Source organism: Aliihoeflea sp. 2WW, assembly GCF_000497755.1.
In the GTDB taxonomy this organism is placed as follows: Bacteria; Pseudomonadota; Alphaproteobacteria; order Rhizobiales; family Rhizobiaceae; genus Aliihoeflea.
Window position 1 is genome coordinate 303,973 of sequence record NZ_AYOD01000001.1, and the last position, 13,583, is coordinate 317,555.

Annotated in this window: 13 protein-coding genes; 2 read left to right on the forward strand and 11 right to left on the reverse strand. The window is 63.9% G+C overall.

Annotated features, from left to right (window positions below; genetic code table 11):
- Window positions 1-26: 26 nt before the first annotated feature.
- From ALII_RS0101550 to ALII_RS0101570, 5 genes are all read right to left on the reverse strand, one after another.
- Window positions 27-821, reverse strand: a complete 795-nt coding sequence (locus ALII_RS0101550) for a transglutaminase family protein (RefSeq protein WP_024585582.1) — start codon at window positions 819-821, stop codon at window positions 27-29.
- Between the two features lies 1 nt (window position 822).
- Entirely contained in the window at window positions 823-1,764 is a 942-nt protein-coding gene (locus ALII_RS0101555) for an alpha-E domain-containing protein (RefSeq protein WP_024585583.1), read from the reverse strand.
- 14 nt (window positions 1,765-1,778) lie between these two features.
- Window positions 1,779-3,173, reverse strand: coding sequence for a circularly permuted type 2 ATP-grasp protein (locus ALII_RS0101560; protein ID WP_244437263.1), 1,395 nt, complete (start codon window positions 3,171-3,173; stop codon window positions 1,779-1,781).
- A 211-nt stretch (window positions 3,174-3,384) separates the two neighbouring features.
- Window positions 3,385-4,590: a septal ring lytic transglycosylase RlpA family protein gene (locus ALII_RS0101565; RefSeq protein WP_024585585.1), complete on the reverse strand. Its 1,206-nt coding sequence runs from the start codon at window positions 4,588-4,590 to the stop codon at window positions 3,385-3,387.
- A gap of 206 nt (window positions 4,591-4,796) precedes the next feature.
- Window positions 4,797-5,177: a hypothetical protein gene (locus ALII_RS0101570; RefSeq protein WP_024585586.1), complete on the reverse strand. Its 381-nt coding sequence runs from the start codon at window positions 5,175-5,177 to the stop codon at window positions 4,797-4,799.
- 41 nt (window positions 5,178-5,218) lie between these two features.
- Here ALII_RS0101570 and ALII_RS21455 point away from each other — a divergent pair, with 41 nt between their 5' ends.
- The gene (locus ALII_RS21455; RefSeq protein ID WP_210163443.1) at window positions 5,219-5,797 is read left to right on the forward strand and encodes a hypothetical protein; all 579 of its coding nucleotides are present in this window, start codon (window positions 5,219-5,221) and stop codon (window positions 5,795-5,797) included.
- Window positions 5,798-5,882: 85 nt separating this feature from the next.
- Complete coding sequence (gene rimO / locus ALII_RS0101580; RefSeq protein ID WP_024585588.1) at window positions 5,883-7,196, forward strand: 30S ribosomal protein S12 methylthiotransferase RimO; 1,314 nt, start codon at window positions 5,883-5,885, stop codon at window positions 7,194-7,196.
- Here the strand turns inward: rimO and ALII_RS0101585 are convergent, their stop codons facing one another.
- The 6 genes from ALII_RS0101585 to pcsA all read right to left on the reverse strand — a co-directional run bounded on the left by ALII_RS0101585 (window position 7,197) and on the right by pcsA (window position 13,579).
- On the reverse strand, window positions 7,197-7,841 hold the full coding sequence (locus ALII_RS0101585) for a glutathione S-transferase family protein (RefSeq protein WP_024585589.1): 645 nt from the start codon (window positions 7,839-7,841) through the stop codon (window positions 7,197-7,199).
- Window positions 7,842-7,971: 130 nt separating this feature from the next.
- Window positions 7,972-9,045 carry a BMP family ABC transporter substrate-binding protein gene (locus ALII_RS0101590; protein WP_024585590.1) on the reverse strand — a complete coding sequence of 358 codons (1,074 nt, stop codon included), beginning with the start codon at window positions 9,043-9,045 and terminating at the stop codon, window positions 7,972-7,974.
- A gap of 52 nt (window positions 9,046-9,097) precedes the next feature.
- Window positions 9,098-10,012 carry an ABC transporter permease gene (locus tag ALII_RS0101595; RefSeq protein ID WP_024585591.1) on the reverse strand — a complete coding sequence of 305 codons (915 nt, stop codon included), beginning with the start codon at window positions 10,010-10,012 and terminating at the stop codon, window positions 9,098-9,100.
- Window positions 10,005-11,096 (reverse strand): ABC transporter permease, encoded by a 1,092-nt coding sequence (locus tag ALII_RS0101600; RefSeq protein ID WP_024585592.1) that lies wholly within the window; start codon window positions 11,094-11,096, stop codon window positions 10,005-10,007. Before ALII_RS0101600 ends, ALII_RS0101595 begins: the two co-directional genes overlap by 8 nt.
- Window positions 11,096-12,673, reverse strand: coding sequence for an ABC transporter ATP-binding protein (locus tag ALII_RS0101605; RefSeq protein ID WP_029660076.1), 1,578 nt, complete (start codon window positions 12,671-12,673; stop codon window positions 11,096-11,098). Before ALII_RS0101605 ends, ALII_RS0101600 begins: the two co-directional genes overlap by 1 nt.
- A 138-nt stretch (window positions 12,674-12,811) precedes the next feature.
- Window positions 12,812-13,579 carry a phosphatidylcholine synthase gene (pcsA, locus tag ALII_RS0101610; RefSeq protein WP_024585593.1) on the reverse strand — a complete coding sequence of 256 codons (768 nt, stop codon included), beginning with the start codon at window positions 13,577-13,579 and terminating at the stop codon, window positions 12,812-12,814.
- Between the last annotated feature and the right edge of the window lie 4 nt (window positions 13,580-13,583).

Sequence of the window (13,583 nt, forward strand, 5' to 3'; positions counted from 1 at the left end):
CTGCCAGAGAAAGTGCGTATCGACGATTACTGCTCGACAGTCACACGCACTTCAAGCTGTTCGTGGGCTTGTCCCTGACGGATTCCGGCGACGGGCATCGCGTCGCGGTAGTCGCGGCCGAAAGCGACGCGGACATAGCGCTCGTCCGGGCAGATGCCGTTGGAAACGTCGAAACCGACCCAGCCGAGCCCAGGGACATGCGCCTCCGCCCAGGCGTGGGTGGCAACCTGTTGCGTCGTGTCGTCCATCAGCAGATAGCCGCTGACGTAGCGCGCCGGGAGGCCTTGCATGCGCACGGCGGCGATGAAGATGTGCGCGTGATCCTGGCAGACGCCCTGCCCGGCCGCCAGCGCCTCGTCAGCCGTGGTTTCCGACGTCGTCGACCCCGAGACATAGGCGACACGTTCCAGAACCAGATCCATCAGTTCATGGAGGCGACCAAGCGTCTCAGGGCCGCCAAGCGGCTTGGACAGCGCCGCAATGGCGGGCGACGGTGGGGTCAGCGGGGTTTCCCGCTCAAACAGCCAGAGCGGGGCGAAACCGGCATGCTGGCCGGCGACGCCGGTCTGGTCGCGCGTCGTCACCATGCCCTTCGCCGTGATGACGATCTGGGTCGCGCCCGGTTCGGTGCTCAAAAGCCGGCACTGGTTGCCGAAATGGTCGACGAAGCGCACTTCCTCGCGCGCGCCTTCATATGACAGTTCCCAGCGGTCGACCGTCTGCAGCGCATCGGTTCGGGGGATCAGCCGCACGCGCTGCAGCGCATAGGGCAGGCTCTGGTCGTAACGATAGGTCGTCTGGTGGACGATGTTGAGCAGCATCTCAGAAGAACCTGTAGTCGCGCGCGACCTGGTCGCCCAGATTGTTGGTGCGGACGAGGAAATCCGTCAGGTATTCGTGAAGCCCCTCGTCCAGCACGTCCTTGATCGTCATCCGCTTCATGCGCGCCAGCGTGTTCTCGCACATCTCGTGCGAGGCGTGGCGATTGCCGTAGTCGTTGGCGAGACCTTCGAGGCTCTCGTCGATCATGCGGTAGCAGAATGCGAGCGAACGCGGCATGCGGCGCGACAGGATTAGGAATTCGGCGATGTTGGTCGGTTTGTAGGCGGCATCATAGACCCAACGGTACGACCGGTGCGCCGAGACCGAGCGCAGGATCGACTCCCACTGGTAGTTGTCCATCGACGAGCCGACCCAGGAGATCGACGGCAGGAGTACGTAGTATTTGACGTCGAGAATACGCGCGGTGTTGTCGGCGCGCTCGACATAGAGGCCGAGTTGGCAGAAGTCGTAGATCTCGTTGCGCAGCATCGTGCCCTGGAACGCGCCGCGAATCTGCGCCGTTTCGCGCTTGATCGCGTCGAGGACCTTCGGCACCTCGCGCTCGTCGATCGGGGCCGCCAGCATGCGCCGGAACGACATCCAGGCGTCGTTGATGCTTTCCCAGGTCTCGCGGGTCAGCGCCGTTCGCACCATGCGCGCATTGGTGCGCGCGGTCTCGATCGACGACAGGACGCTCGAGCCGTTCTCGGTGTCGCGCAGAAGGTAATCGCAGACATTGGCGGCGTTGAACTCGGAGTGCTTTTGCCGGTAACCCGCCTCGACGCCGCTCGAGACGATGACCGAGGTCCATTCCTCGACGTCGCCTTCGTTGCGCGTCAGCGCCATTCGCAGGCCCGCATCGACGAGACGCGCCATGTTTTCGGCCCGCTCGATGTAGCGGGCCATCCAGTAGAGGCCATTGGCCGTGCGTCCCAGCAGCATTGCTCTCGCCCCCTCTAATCGTCCAGAACCCAGGTGTCCTTCGTGCCGCCCCCTTGCGAGGAGTTGACGACGAGGGAACCGGGCTTGAGGGCGACACGCGTCAGACCGCCGGGAACGATGCGGATGCGGTCCGACACCAGAACGAAGGGCCGCAGATCGACATGGCGCGGCGCGAGACCGGCATCCGTCAGGATCGGGCATGTCGACAGCGCGAGCGTTGGCTGGGCGATATAGTTGCTTGGCCGGGCGCGCAGCTTTTCGGCGAAAGCCTCGCGCTCCTTCTTCGAGGCGGCAGGACCGACCAGCATGCCGTAGCCGCCCGAGCCGTGCACTTCCTTGACGACGAGGTCGCCAAGGTGCTCCAGCACGTATGCGAGGCTGTCGGCCTCAGAGCATCGCCAGGTCGGGATGTTGCCGAGGATCGCCTTGCGGCCGGTATAGAACTCGACGATCTCGGGCATGTAGGAGTAGATCGCCTTGTCGTCGGCGATGCCGGTGCCGGGCGCGTTGGCAATGGTGATGTTGCCGGCGCGGTAGACATCCATGATCCCCGGCACGCCGAGGACCGAATCCGGATTGAAGGTCAGAGGATCGAGGAAATCGTCGTCGACGCGCCGGTAGAGTACGTCGATGCGCTTGTAGCCCTCGGTCGTGCGCATGGCGACATGGCCATCCACGACGCGCAGATCCTGCCCCTCGACGAGCTCGACGCCCATGTGGTCGGCGAGGAAGGCGTGCTCGAAATAGGCCGAGTTGAAGCTGCCGGGCGTCAGAACCGCGATCGTCGGCTGCTCGTCGGCCGAGCGCGGGGCGACCGCCGCCAGCGACTGGCGCAGCAATTGCGGATAGTTCTCGACGGGGCGAACCTTGATGCGTTTGAAGAGCTCGGGAAAGAGCTGCATCATCGTCTCGCGGTTCTCGATCATGTAGGAGACGCCGGAGGGCGTGCGTGCATTGTCCTCCAGAACGAAGAACTCGTTCTCGGCGGTCCGCACGATGTCCGTGCCGATGATGTGCGTATAGACGCCGGCCGGCGGCCGCACGCCGATCATTTCCGGCAGGAAAGCGACGTTGCCGGCGATCAATTCGCGCGGGATGCGCCCAGCCCGCAGGATTTCCTGGCGGTGGTAGATGTCTTCGAGGAACGCGTTCAGCGCCTGGACGCGCTGTTCGATGCCCTGCGTCAGTCGTCGCCATTCGGCGCCGGCGAGAATGCGCGGGACGATATCGAAAGGGATGAGACGCTCGGCCGCGTTCTGCTCGCCATAGACGGCGAAGGTGATGCCGGTTCGACGAAAGACGTTTTCGGCGTCTTTCATCTTCTGTCCGAGGCGCGCCGTATCCTGCTCGCTCAGCCAGTTGTCATATTCGGAATATGGATTGCGGAGCCCGGCGCTTTCCGGGCGCATTTCGTCAAAAGCTACCACGCGACAACTCCCCTGTGGTCGCATTCGAAAGCTTCGCTCAGGAAAAAGCAAGTGCTTGAAATGATGGAGCTCCCCCTTTTGCAGTCGCGCTGGGTAACCTGCCCAATCCTTGTGCGGATTGGTTCGGATTCGGCCAGCAACTAGACAGTAACGCGCCCGATCACGACGCGTTCCAGGCTGCAACGAGGTGAGATCAGTCGCGGACGATCATCGCGTCGGGGGCGCCGTGCGTCCAGGCGTGGCGAAGGATCTGGTCGAGCGAAGCGCCGCCATTCTCTTCGACGCTGACCGCGAACCATTCGTCCAAGGGGTCGGCTTCGATCGCGGCATCGGCGAGCGAGGCGAATTGGGCGGCGACGGCGAGTGCCTTGGCCTTCGAGGCGAATGTGCCCGCGGCGACGAAGGCTGGAGCGCCGGTCCCGCTGGCGGTCGACCGCGCATAGGAGGCGACGATGGCTTCGGAGTTCAGGCGATGCGCCGCGAAACTTTGAAGCGCGGCCGCGCCGCCTGCCCGTTCCTCGGCATAGGCCAGAAGACCATCGAACCCACCACCGACCGATGCGAGTGTCGGCGACGGACGCGCAGGCGCGATCGGGACGATGTCGGGAAGGACGATGTGGCCATCTGCTGCCGGCGTCGCCGTCAACTGACCGGGAAAGGGTGCTGCCTGCGGCATCGGCGCGGCGCTTGTCACGGGGGATGTCGGCGTCGAGCCGTTCATGGCGATCATGACGCCGGTCGGCAGACCATCGGACGGGCTCGGCGCTGCGCCGCCCGGGCGATAGGACGCCATCAGGTACTGGTCGTCGAGGCCGTGCAGCGGCGCGCGGCCGACATATTCCACGGCGACTTCGGCAACGCCGCTGTTCTTGTAGTCCAGCATCTCCGCCGCGCGCTGCGAAAGGTCGATCACGCGGCCCTTGGCGAACGGCCCGCGGTCGTTGACGCGCACGATGACAGAACTGCCGTTCTTCTTGTTGGTCACGCGCGCATAGCTTGGCAGCGGCATGGTCGGATGGGCCGCCGTCAGATGCGTCTTGTCGTAGACTTCGCCATTGGCCGTCAGGCGGCCGTGGAAGGCATCGCCATACCAGCTTGCCAGACCTGCGCTGCGGTAGTTCGGGTCTTCCTTCGGCGTGTACCACTTGCCACGCACCTGATAGGGGCGGCCGACCTGATCGCGACCGCCGCCGCGCGGCAGGTTTGTCGCAAGGTGCGAGACGCGCGGGCTAGCTTTCACGCCATATTCGGATTCGGCGAAATATTCCTTGGAGCGCTTCGGCTTGCCGCTGGCGACTTGCGAGGGACCGGACGAGCAGGCGGCGAGCAGTGCCGCACCACAGGTCAGAGCCAGGATCGAGCCAAGCGTCTTTGCCTTGCGGCGCCCCAGTTCGGCCATGAGTATGTCCCCGATCCCCAACGCGTCGAATATGCGCAGCCAAAATCTATTTGGACGTGTTGCCTGCGTCCACCATCGAGCAATCCTGTGGATCGCACGAATTGTTTAGCTGCGTATTAATCGATTGTGGTTGGAACCGGGCATGATTGTGGCGAGTGCGGCGTCGTTGCCGACATGGTTAAAGTTTGACTAAAACTCTCGATCGATCAGCCTTCGATCCTTGCCGTCCCGGAAAGACCGTCGTTCCTGGTCCAGGATATGGAGCTTTGGCCCGTCTGTTCGATCGCGAAGCAGAAAGTCTGGCCGTTATACCATGTCGGGAATTGCTGGCAAAGCTGGTCGCTCTCGACCCACCACCGGCCGGTTTCGCTGGGCGTGAACATGGACGCCATCGTGAAGCCGGAAATATCACCCGAAACCTCGCCGCCGGCGCCATAGCGGAGTGGCAGCTCGAGGCCGTAAGGCGTCGAGAGCAGGACACGTTTGTCACCGATCAGGCTTTCGATTTCAGGACCGCCCAATGTCTGGGCGACTGCGGGCGTGACGATCAAGGCGGCAAGCGCAATGGCCAAGGCTTTGCTATTCATCTGGCAGTTCCCGCTTTTGTGGCTATGACATCCCCATACGCATGCGCCTGCCATTTGGTTTCCCTTCAACTGGCGCAAATCGACGTGATGTCGTATCGGTCTGCATGCGGGTGAAGGGAGCGACAGACGCGTTGGCGGCCTCTCTGAGAATTGTTCTGGCGATCGCAAGCGTGCTGATGCCGGCCGAACTTCTGGCCGCCGGCGCCCGGCTTCTCGAGCCGTCGCAACCGGTCGCGTTTCCCGAACGCTTTGGGGCCGCGATGACCCGGGCCCGCCTCCACTGGTTCGTCCACGGCGCCAAGCCCTTGTCGATTGCGCTCGACACCGTCGAGACCGGACCGAGTACGATTCCCTTCTTCTGGGAGGCGCAGGACGGTTCGACCATCAGGCGGATGCCGGGCGGTTCGTTCCGGATGGAAGTCTGGTCAGCCACGACGAACTGGACAAGCTTCGTCGCCTGCGAACCCGCAGGATGGCCGGCCTATCTTTGTTCCGACGGGGCAAAGCACGAGATGTCGGCGCCCGACCTTTCAACCGTGATTTTCGGCGGGCGGACCTTTGCGCGTACGCTGCCTGCGCCCCCGGATATCGGCTCGGAGCCCGACCTGCCCTTGCAGTAAAAGCGGGGGTGCCAGCCGGCGACTTCTGTGCTATTCGCCGCCCACTTCTCCAAAAATCGCCAGATATCCGGAAGGTCCGCAGATCATGTCAGCGCCGCGCGTCTCGTTCGTCAGCCTTGGGTGCCCCAAGGCGCTGGTGGATTCCGAGCGGATCATCACGCGGCTGCGCGCCGAGGGTTACGAGATCTCCCGCAAGCATGACGGCGCGGACGTGGTGGTGGTCAACACCTGCGGCTTCCTCGATTCGGCGCGCGACGAATCGCTCGAGGCGATTGGCCAGGCGATGAAGGAGAACGGCAAGGTCATCGTCACCGGCTGCATGGGCGCGACGCCGGAGCTGATCCGCCAGAAGCACCCGAACGTCCTCGCGATCACCGGCCCGCAGGCCTATGAGAGCGTGATGGGCGCGGTGCACGAGGCGGTGCCCCCCGCGCATGAGCCGTTTCTCGACCTGATCCCGGCGCAAGGGGTTAAGCTGACACCACGCCACTACGCGTATCTCAAGATTTCCGAGGGTTGCAACAATCGCTGCACCTTCTGCATCATCCCGTCGCTGCGCGGCGACCTCGCCTCGCGCCCTGCCGGCGACGTGCTGCGCGAGGCCGAAAAGCTGGTCGCGGCGGGTGTGAAGGAAATTCTGGTCATCTCGCAGGACACGAGCGCCTATGGCGTCGACCTGAAATATCAGGAGAGCCAGTGGAAGGACCGCGCGGTCCGCACACGTTTCCTCGACCTTTGCCGGGAACTGGGAGACATGGGTGCCTGGGTGCGGCTCCATTACGTCTACCCCTACCCGTATGTCGACGAGGTCATCCCGCTGATGGCTGAGGGCAAGGTGCTGCCCTATCTCGACATTCCGTTCCAGCACGCTTCGCCAGCGGTGCTGAAAAACATGCGTCGCCCGGCCCATCAGGAAAAGACGCTCGACCGCATCCACAAATGGCGCGAGGTCTGCCCGGACCTTGCCCTGCGCTCCACCTTCATCGTCGGCTTTCCCGGCGAGACGGAGGAGGATTTCGAGATGCTGCTCGACTGGATCGACGAGGCGAAGATCGATCGCGCCGGCTGCTTCAAATACGAGCCTGTCGGTGGTGCGCGGTCCGAGGCGATGGATCTGCCCGAAGTGCCGGCCGAAGTGAAGCAGGTCCGCTGGAACCGCTTCATGGAGCGCCAGCAGAAGGTTTCCGCCAGGCTTTTGGCCAAGAAAGTCGGCAAGCGTCTACCCGTCATCATCGACGAGACGACCGGCCTGACCGCGAAGGGCCGCACGCGCTACGACGCGCCGGAGATCGACGGATCGGTTTCGGTGACCTCGCGTCGGCCGCTACGGGTCGGCGATGTCGTGACCGTCAAGATCGACCAGGCAGCCGCCTACGATCTTACCGGCACGGCCGTCTGATCACCCGTTCGACGCCATCTGCTTCTGGAAGAAGGGCGTCGCCATCGCGAGTTCGTAATCCTTCGCCGCGGCGCGCTTGTTCGCCGGGCGGTCTGCCACGCGCGCCATATAGTCGACGAAGGCCGGCTTTTCAGGCAGCACCTTCATGTGGCTCATCGTGTAGCCGATGGCCGATGCCAGTTGCGTATCGGCGGCCGTGAAGCTGTTGCCGACGGCGTAGTCGTGTTCGGTCAGTTGCCGCTCGACATAGTGCACCATGTCCTCGAACAGGCCAAACGAATAGTCGTTGCTCGCATAGGTGAGCCCGTGGGCGCGCGCCGCGAGCGCCGGGTCGAACACGGAATCGCAGTAGACGAGCATGGTGAGGTACGGCCCGCGGCGTGGATCGTCGATCGCCGGCGCAAGACCAGCCTCCGGAAAGCGATCCGCCAGATAGGCGGTGATCGCCGCGCGCTCGGTGATGGTGACGCCGTCATGGACGATCGCGGGCACCTTCTTGCTCGGCTGGATCTGCCGATACGCCTCGTCGACGCCACCTTCCTTGCGGATGTCGACGAGTTCCATCTCGTAAGGCACGCCAAGCTCTTCCAGAAGCCAGAGCATGCCTGAACTGCGGGACCAGGGCGCGTGATAGAAGGTCAGCATCGAATGTCTCCTCGCTGGATCGATGGCGCACCCTACCCCAGTGCTCCTGACAGCGGATTGTCAGGAGGATGCTCCGGAAACGAAAACGGGCGCCCGAAGGCGCCCGTTCCATTCGTCGCGAAGGTTTCGCTTACTGCGGAAGCTGGTCGTCGACGCCCTGGACGTAGAAATTCAGGCCGAGAAGCACGCCTTCCTCGGCGACCTCGCCTTCGGCGAGCCAGTCGGAGCCGTCCTGCTTCTTGATCGGGCCGGTGAAGGGGTCGAACTCGCCGGACTTGATCTTGGCTTCCGTCTCCTCGGCCAGCGCCTTCACGTCATCCGGCATGTTGGTATAGGGCGCCATCACGACGTGGCCCTCGGCCATGCCTTCCCAGACGTCGTGCTGCTCCCAGGTGCCGTCGATGACAGCCTGGATGCGCTCGATGTAGTACGGACCCCAGTCGTCGATGATCGAGGTGAGCTGGGTTTCCTTGCCGAACTCGATCATGTCCGAGGCCTGGCCGAAGGCCTTGATCCCGCGATCGGCTGCGACCTGCATCGGGCCGGTCGAGTCGGTGTGCTGGGTGATGATGTCGACGCCCTGATCGATCAGAGCTGTTGCGGCATCGGCTTCCTTGGCCGGATCGAACCAGGTGTTGGCCCAGACGACCTTGACCTGGAAGTCGGGGTTTACCGACTGCGCGCCGAGCAGGAAGGCGTTGATGCCCATCACCACTTCGGGAATCGGGAACGAGGCGATGTAGCCGGCGACGCCCGCTTCCGACATCTTGGCGGCGATCACGCCCTGGACGTAACGGCCTTCGTGGAACTTGGAGTTGTAGGTCGCGACGTTTTCGCTTTCGCGCTTGTAGCCGGTCGCGTGCTCGAACTTCACGTCCGGGAAGCGGGCCGCGATCTTGTTGGTCGGGTCCATGTAGCCGAACGACGTCGTGAAGATGATGTCGCAGCCCGAACGGGCGAAGCGCTCGATGGCACGCTCGGCATCGGCGCCTTCCGGCACGCTTTCGAGGTAGGCGGTCTCGAGCTTGTCGCCGAAATGCTCTTCGGCTTCGAGAAGGCCCTGATGGTGCTGGTACGACCAGCCGAAATCGCCGATCGGGCCGACATAGATGAAGCAGGCCTTGGTCGGATCGTCCTGCGCGGAGGCGACCGCCGGAATGAGCACGGCAGCGGAAGCTGCCAGAGCAAGAAGTGTGTTTTTCATCAAAGTTCGTCCTCTGTTGGTCACCAAGGGGGCATATCCCGTGTTTTGATTTCTAGCGATCTGGAACAAACGGCCGCCCCAAAGATGCCGGTGTGTTCACCATAGTCAGTCGCCGGTTTCGAGAGATCAGTACAAGTACGACAATCGTCGCGATATAGGGAAGTGCCGAAAGAAGCTGCGAGGGAATTCCGATGCCCAATGCCTGGGCATGGAGCTGGCCGATCGACACCGCGCCGAAGAGATAGGCGCCGGCCAGAACGCGCAGCGGACGCCATGACGCGAAGACGACCAGCGCCAGCGCGATCCAGCCGCGGCCGGCCGTCATGTTCTCAACCCATTGCGGCACGTAGACCAGCGACAGATGCGCTCCGGCCAGCCCCGCGCAGGCGCCGCCGAACAGAACCGCCAGATAGCGGATGCGCACGACCTTGATGCCGAGTGCGTGGGCGGATGCGTGGTTGTCGCCGACCGAACGCAGTGTCAGTCCCGCCTTGGTGTAGAACAGGAACCAGGCGACGCCGATGGTCAGGAAGACGGACACGTAGAAGATCAGGTCCTGGCTGAAGACCAGCCGGCCGACGATGGGGAGTTCGGACAGGAACGGCACATCGAGCCGCGGCAGGCGCACGCCTGGCTGACCGACGAAGCTTTCGCCGACCATGCCCGAAAGGCCGAGGCCGAGAAGCGTCAGCGCGAGGCCGGTGGCCACCTGGTTGGTCACGAGGGTCAGCGTCAGGAATGCGAAGAGGAGCGAGAAGAGCGCGCCGACGATGATTGCGGCGAGCGCGCCGAGGAACGGGTTGCCGGTCATCAGCGCGACGCCGAAGCCGGTCACCGCGCCCATGATCATCATGCCTTCGACGCCGAGATTGAGCACGCCCGAGCGCTCGACGACGAGTTCACCGATTGCCGCGAGAAGAAGCGGCGTCGCGGCCATCGAGACGGTGAGCAGGATGGCTTCAAACATGGGCGGCCTCCGCCTTTTGAGCGGGGCGCACGAGGCGCACGCGGTAGTGGATCAGCGTGTCGCAGGCGAGCACGAAGAACAGGATCGAGCCCTGGAAGGCACGAACCACCTTGTCCGAAAGGCCGACGGAAATCTGAGCCGCCTCGCCGCCAAGATAGGTCAAGGCGAGGATCAGGCCGGCGGCGACGATGCCGAGCGGGTTCAGGCGGCCGAGGAAGGCGACGATGATTGCGGTGAAGCCATAGCCGGGCGAAATCGTCGGGCGAAGCTGCCCGATCGCGCCGGAGACTTCCGAGATGCCGGCAAGGCCGGCCATCGCGCCGGAGACGAGGAAGGCGAAAATGACCATGCGGCCGGCCGAAAAGCCGGCGAAGCGCCCTGCCCGCGGGCTCTGGCCGATGACCTTGACCTCGAAGCCCTTCAGCGTCTTCGACAGCATGAACCAGAGGATGAGCGCCGCGACGATTGCGAAGACGAAGCCCCAATGCGCGCGGCCCGACGCCGACCAGATTTCCGGCAGGATCGCGTATTCGTGGAAGTTGCGCGTTTCGGGGAAGTTGAAGCCCTGCGGGTTGCGCCATGGGCCGCGTACCAACCAGTCGAGGAAGAGCTGGGCGACATAGACCAGCATCAGGCTCGACAGGATTTCGTTGGTGTTGAACCGCACCTTGAGGAGCGCCGGGATGAAGGCGTAGGCCGCGCCGCCCGCCATGCCCATGATCAGCATCAGCGGCAGGACGAACCAGAACTGGAAATTGGGAAAGAGCACCGGCAGGACCGAGCCGGCAATGGCGCCCATGATGAACTGGCCTTCGGCGCCGATGTTCCAGTTGCTCGACAGGAAGCAGATGGACAGGCCGACCGCGATCAGGATCAGTGGCGCGGCCTTGATCGCCAGTTCGTGCAGCGACCATGTCTCGGTCAGCGGGTCGATGAAATAGTAGTAGAGCGTTTCGACCGGGTCCTTGCCCAGCGCGGCGAAGAGGATCGCGCCGGCGACGATGGTGAGGCCGAAGGCGATGAAGGGCGACAGCGCGCTGAACAGCGTCGATTGCTGCGGCCGCTTGACGAGTTCGAGCCGCATCAGACCGCTTCCTCCTCGAACGGGCGCGGCGGGTGGGCCGCGTCGGCGCCGCCCATCAGCAACCCGATCTTTTCATAGGTCGCCTCGGCAATCGGGATCGGCGCGGACAATTGTCCGTCATGCATCACCGCGATGGCATCCGACATCTCGAACAATTCGTCGAGGTCCTGGCTGATGACGAGGACGGCCGAGCCGGAGCGGGCAAGATCGATCAGCGCCTGGCGGATGCGTGCCGCCGCGCCGGCATCGACGCCCCAGGTCGGCTGGTTGACGACCATGACCTTCGGCTCGCGATCGAGTTCGCGCCCGATGATGAACTTTTGCAAATTGCCGCCGGAAAGTGCGGAAGCTTCCGGGTCTTCCGCGCTCTTCCTGACGTCCATCGCCTCGACGATGCGCCTCGCCGCAGCCGCGATGCGGCTCGTGCGTATCGTGCCGGCGGCGCCCATATATTCGCGCGCGTCGGTGCGGTAGCGCGAGAGGAACAGGTTTTCGGAAAGCTTCATGGCCGGCGCCGCGCCGTGGCCGAGGCGTTCCTCGGGCACGAAGGCCGCACCCTTCAGACGGCGCTGCGTGATGCCAAGCCGCCCAACCGTATGGCCGGCGACGCGCACCGTATCGGCGCGGTCCTGCAGCGCCTCGCCGGAGACGGCCTCGAAGAACTCGCCTTGGCCATTGCCGGCGACCCCGGCGATGCCGAGCACCTCGCCGGCATGGACGGTGACGGAGATGTCGCGCAGTGCGACCGAAAACGGCGTCGCGGGCTTGCGGCTCAGCTTTTCGATCTCGAGCAGCGGCCGGTGATCGTTCGCTCGTGCCGGCACGTCGCGGGTGACGTTCTGGACCTCGAGCCCGACCATCATGCGCGCCAGCGAAGCGGCCGTTTCCTGCTTCGGGTCGCAGTGGCCGACGACCTTGCCGTGCCGCAGGACGGTCGCGCGGTCGCAGATGCGCTTCACCTCTTCCAAGCGGTGCGAGATGTAGAGGATCGACTTGCCCTCGCCCTTCAGCCGCTCCAGCGTCTCGAACAGCTTGTCGGCTTCCTGCGGGGTCAGCACCGAGGTCGGCTCATCGAGGATGATGAGTTCGGGTTCCTGCAGCAGGCAGCGGATGATCTCGATGCGCTGGCGCTCGCCGACCGACAAATCGCCGACATGGCTGAACGGGTCGAGCGGCAGGCCGTAGGCCTTGGAAAGATTCCGCGCGCGTTCAGCGATCTTCATGATCGGCGTGTCGTCGTCGATGGACAGCGCAATGTTCTCCGCCGCCGTCAGCGCCTCGAACAGCGAGAAATGCTGGAACACCATGCCGATGCCGAGCGCGCGCGCCTGCGCGGGGCTGGCAATGCGAACGGGCTCGCCCTTCCAGAAGATGGTGCCGGAGGCCGGCTCCAGCGAGCCGAACAGCATCTTGACCAGCGTCGACTTGCCGGCGCCGTTCTCGCCGAGAAGCGCGTGGATTTCGCCCCGACCGATGGTCAGGTCGACATCGTCGCAGGCCTTGAGCGATCCGAAAATCTTGGTCAGCCCGCGAACCGCGAGCAAGGCTTCGGTCTGGCTCGGATCGGTGTGATCCACTCAACCCCCATTTCGGCGACCTTTTCGGCCTGCCTCTTGTGTTCCCTGACGTGACCTTATGCCCGGCGGTCCAAACCCGCAAAGCTTGCCTGAATTTGAAAGTGCTTCAAGTTTCAACCGCGTGATCGGCGGTCGCCTTCAACCCTTCTTGAGGCCCAACGTGGGGAAGATCTGCATGACGATGCCGACGCAGAACAGGTAGATGCTGAGGATCGCGATGGCGATCTGCACGAATTCGGACGGGTTCATGTCCATCAGAAGCGCATAGGCCGACAGCGCGCACCAGCCCAGGAATACCCCCAGATTGAGCGGGCGCAGGCGCTGGACGCGCACCGGATGGAGAAAGTTGAGCGGCAGGAAGGTCAACAGCGCCGCGATCAGGACGACCGCGAACGAAATCCACTCGCCCGGCTCGATGACGAAGAGCGTGAAGACCACCATGTTCCAGACGACCGGGAAGCCCTTGAAGAAGTTCTCCTTCGTCTTCATGCCGGTGTCGGCGTAGTAGATCGCGCTCGACACGACGATGATCGCCGCCGAAAGGAAGGACAGCCCCTCGCCCATGAATCCGCTCTGATAGAGCGCGAATGCGGGGATCAGGACGTAGGTGACGTAGTCGATGATGTTGTCGAGGAGCTCGCCTGACCAGGTCGGGAGCACTTCCTTGACGTCGAGCTTGCGGGCGATCGGTCCGTCGATGCCGTCCACGAAGAGGGCAAGGCCGAGCCACAGGAACATCGCCGTCCATTGCTTTTCCGCCGCCGCGACCAGCGACAGGAAGGCAAGGAACGATCCCGATGCCGTCAGGAGGTGGACCGAGAAGGCGCGGGCCTGGGGCCACGTCACCTTCTTCTTCGGCTTCGGGATGCGCTGCGACAGCGGCTTTCGGTTGGTGTCCTTGCTCACGTCG

What these genes read in the sequence shown, in the direction of transcription:
- ALII_RS0101550 (WP_024585582.1), bottom strand. Translation starts at nt 821, where the DNA reads ATGCTGCTCAACATCGTCCACCAGACGACCTATCGTTACGACCAGAGC.
- ALII_RS0101555 (WP_024585583.1), bottom strand. Translation starts at nt 1,764, where the DNA reads ATGCTGCTGGGACGCACGGCCAATGGCCTCTACTGGATGGCCCGCTAC.
- ALII_RS0101560 (WP_244437263.1), bottom strand. Translation starts at nt 3,173, where the DNA reads ATGCGCCCGGAAAGCGCCGGGCTCCGCAATCCATATTCCGAATATGAC.
- ALII_RS0101565 (WP_024585585.1), bottom strand. Translation starts at nt 4,590, where the DNA reads ATGGCCGAACTGGGGCGCCGCAAGGCAAAGACGCTTGGCTCGATCCTG.
- ALII_RS0101570 (WP_024585586.1), bottom strand. Translation starts at nt 5,177, where the DNA reads ATGAATAGCAAAGCCTTGGCCATTGCGCTTGCCGCCTTGATCGTCACG.
- ALII_RS21455 (WP_210163443.1), top strand. Translation starts at nt 5,219, where the DNA reads ATGCGCCTGCCATTTGGTTTCCCTTCAACTGGCGCAAATCGACGTGAT.
- rimO (WP_024585588.1), top strand. Translation starts at nt 5,883, where the DNA reads ATGTCAGCGCCGCGCGTCTCGTTCGTCAGCCTTGGGTGCCCCAAGGCG.
- ALII_RS0101585 (WP_024585589.1), bottom strand. Translation starts at nt 7,841, where the DNA reads ATGCTGACCTTCTATCACGCGCCCTGGTCCCGCAGTTCAGGCATGCTC.
- ALII_RS0101590 (WP_024585590.1), bottom strand. Translation starts at nt 9,045, where the DNA reads ATGAAAAACACACTTCTTGCTCTGGCAGCTTCCGCTGCCGTGCTCATT.
- ALII_RS0101595 (WP_024585591.1), bottom strand. Translation starts at nt 10,012, where the DNA reads ATGTTTGAAGCCATCCTGCTCACCGTCTCGATGGCCGCGACGCCGCTT.
- ALII_RS0101600 (WP_024585592.1), bottom strand. Translation starts at nt 11,096, where the DNA reads ATGCGGCTCGAACTCGTCAAGCGGCCGCAGCAATCGACGCTGTTCAGC.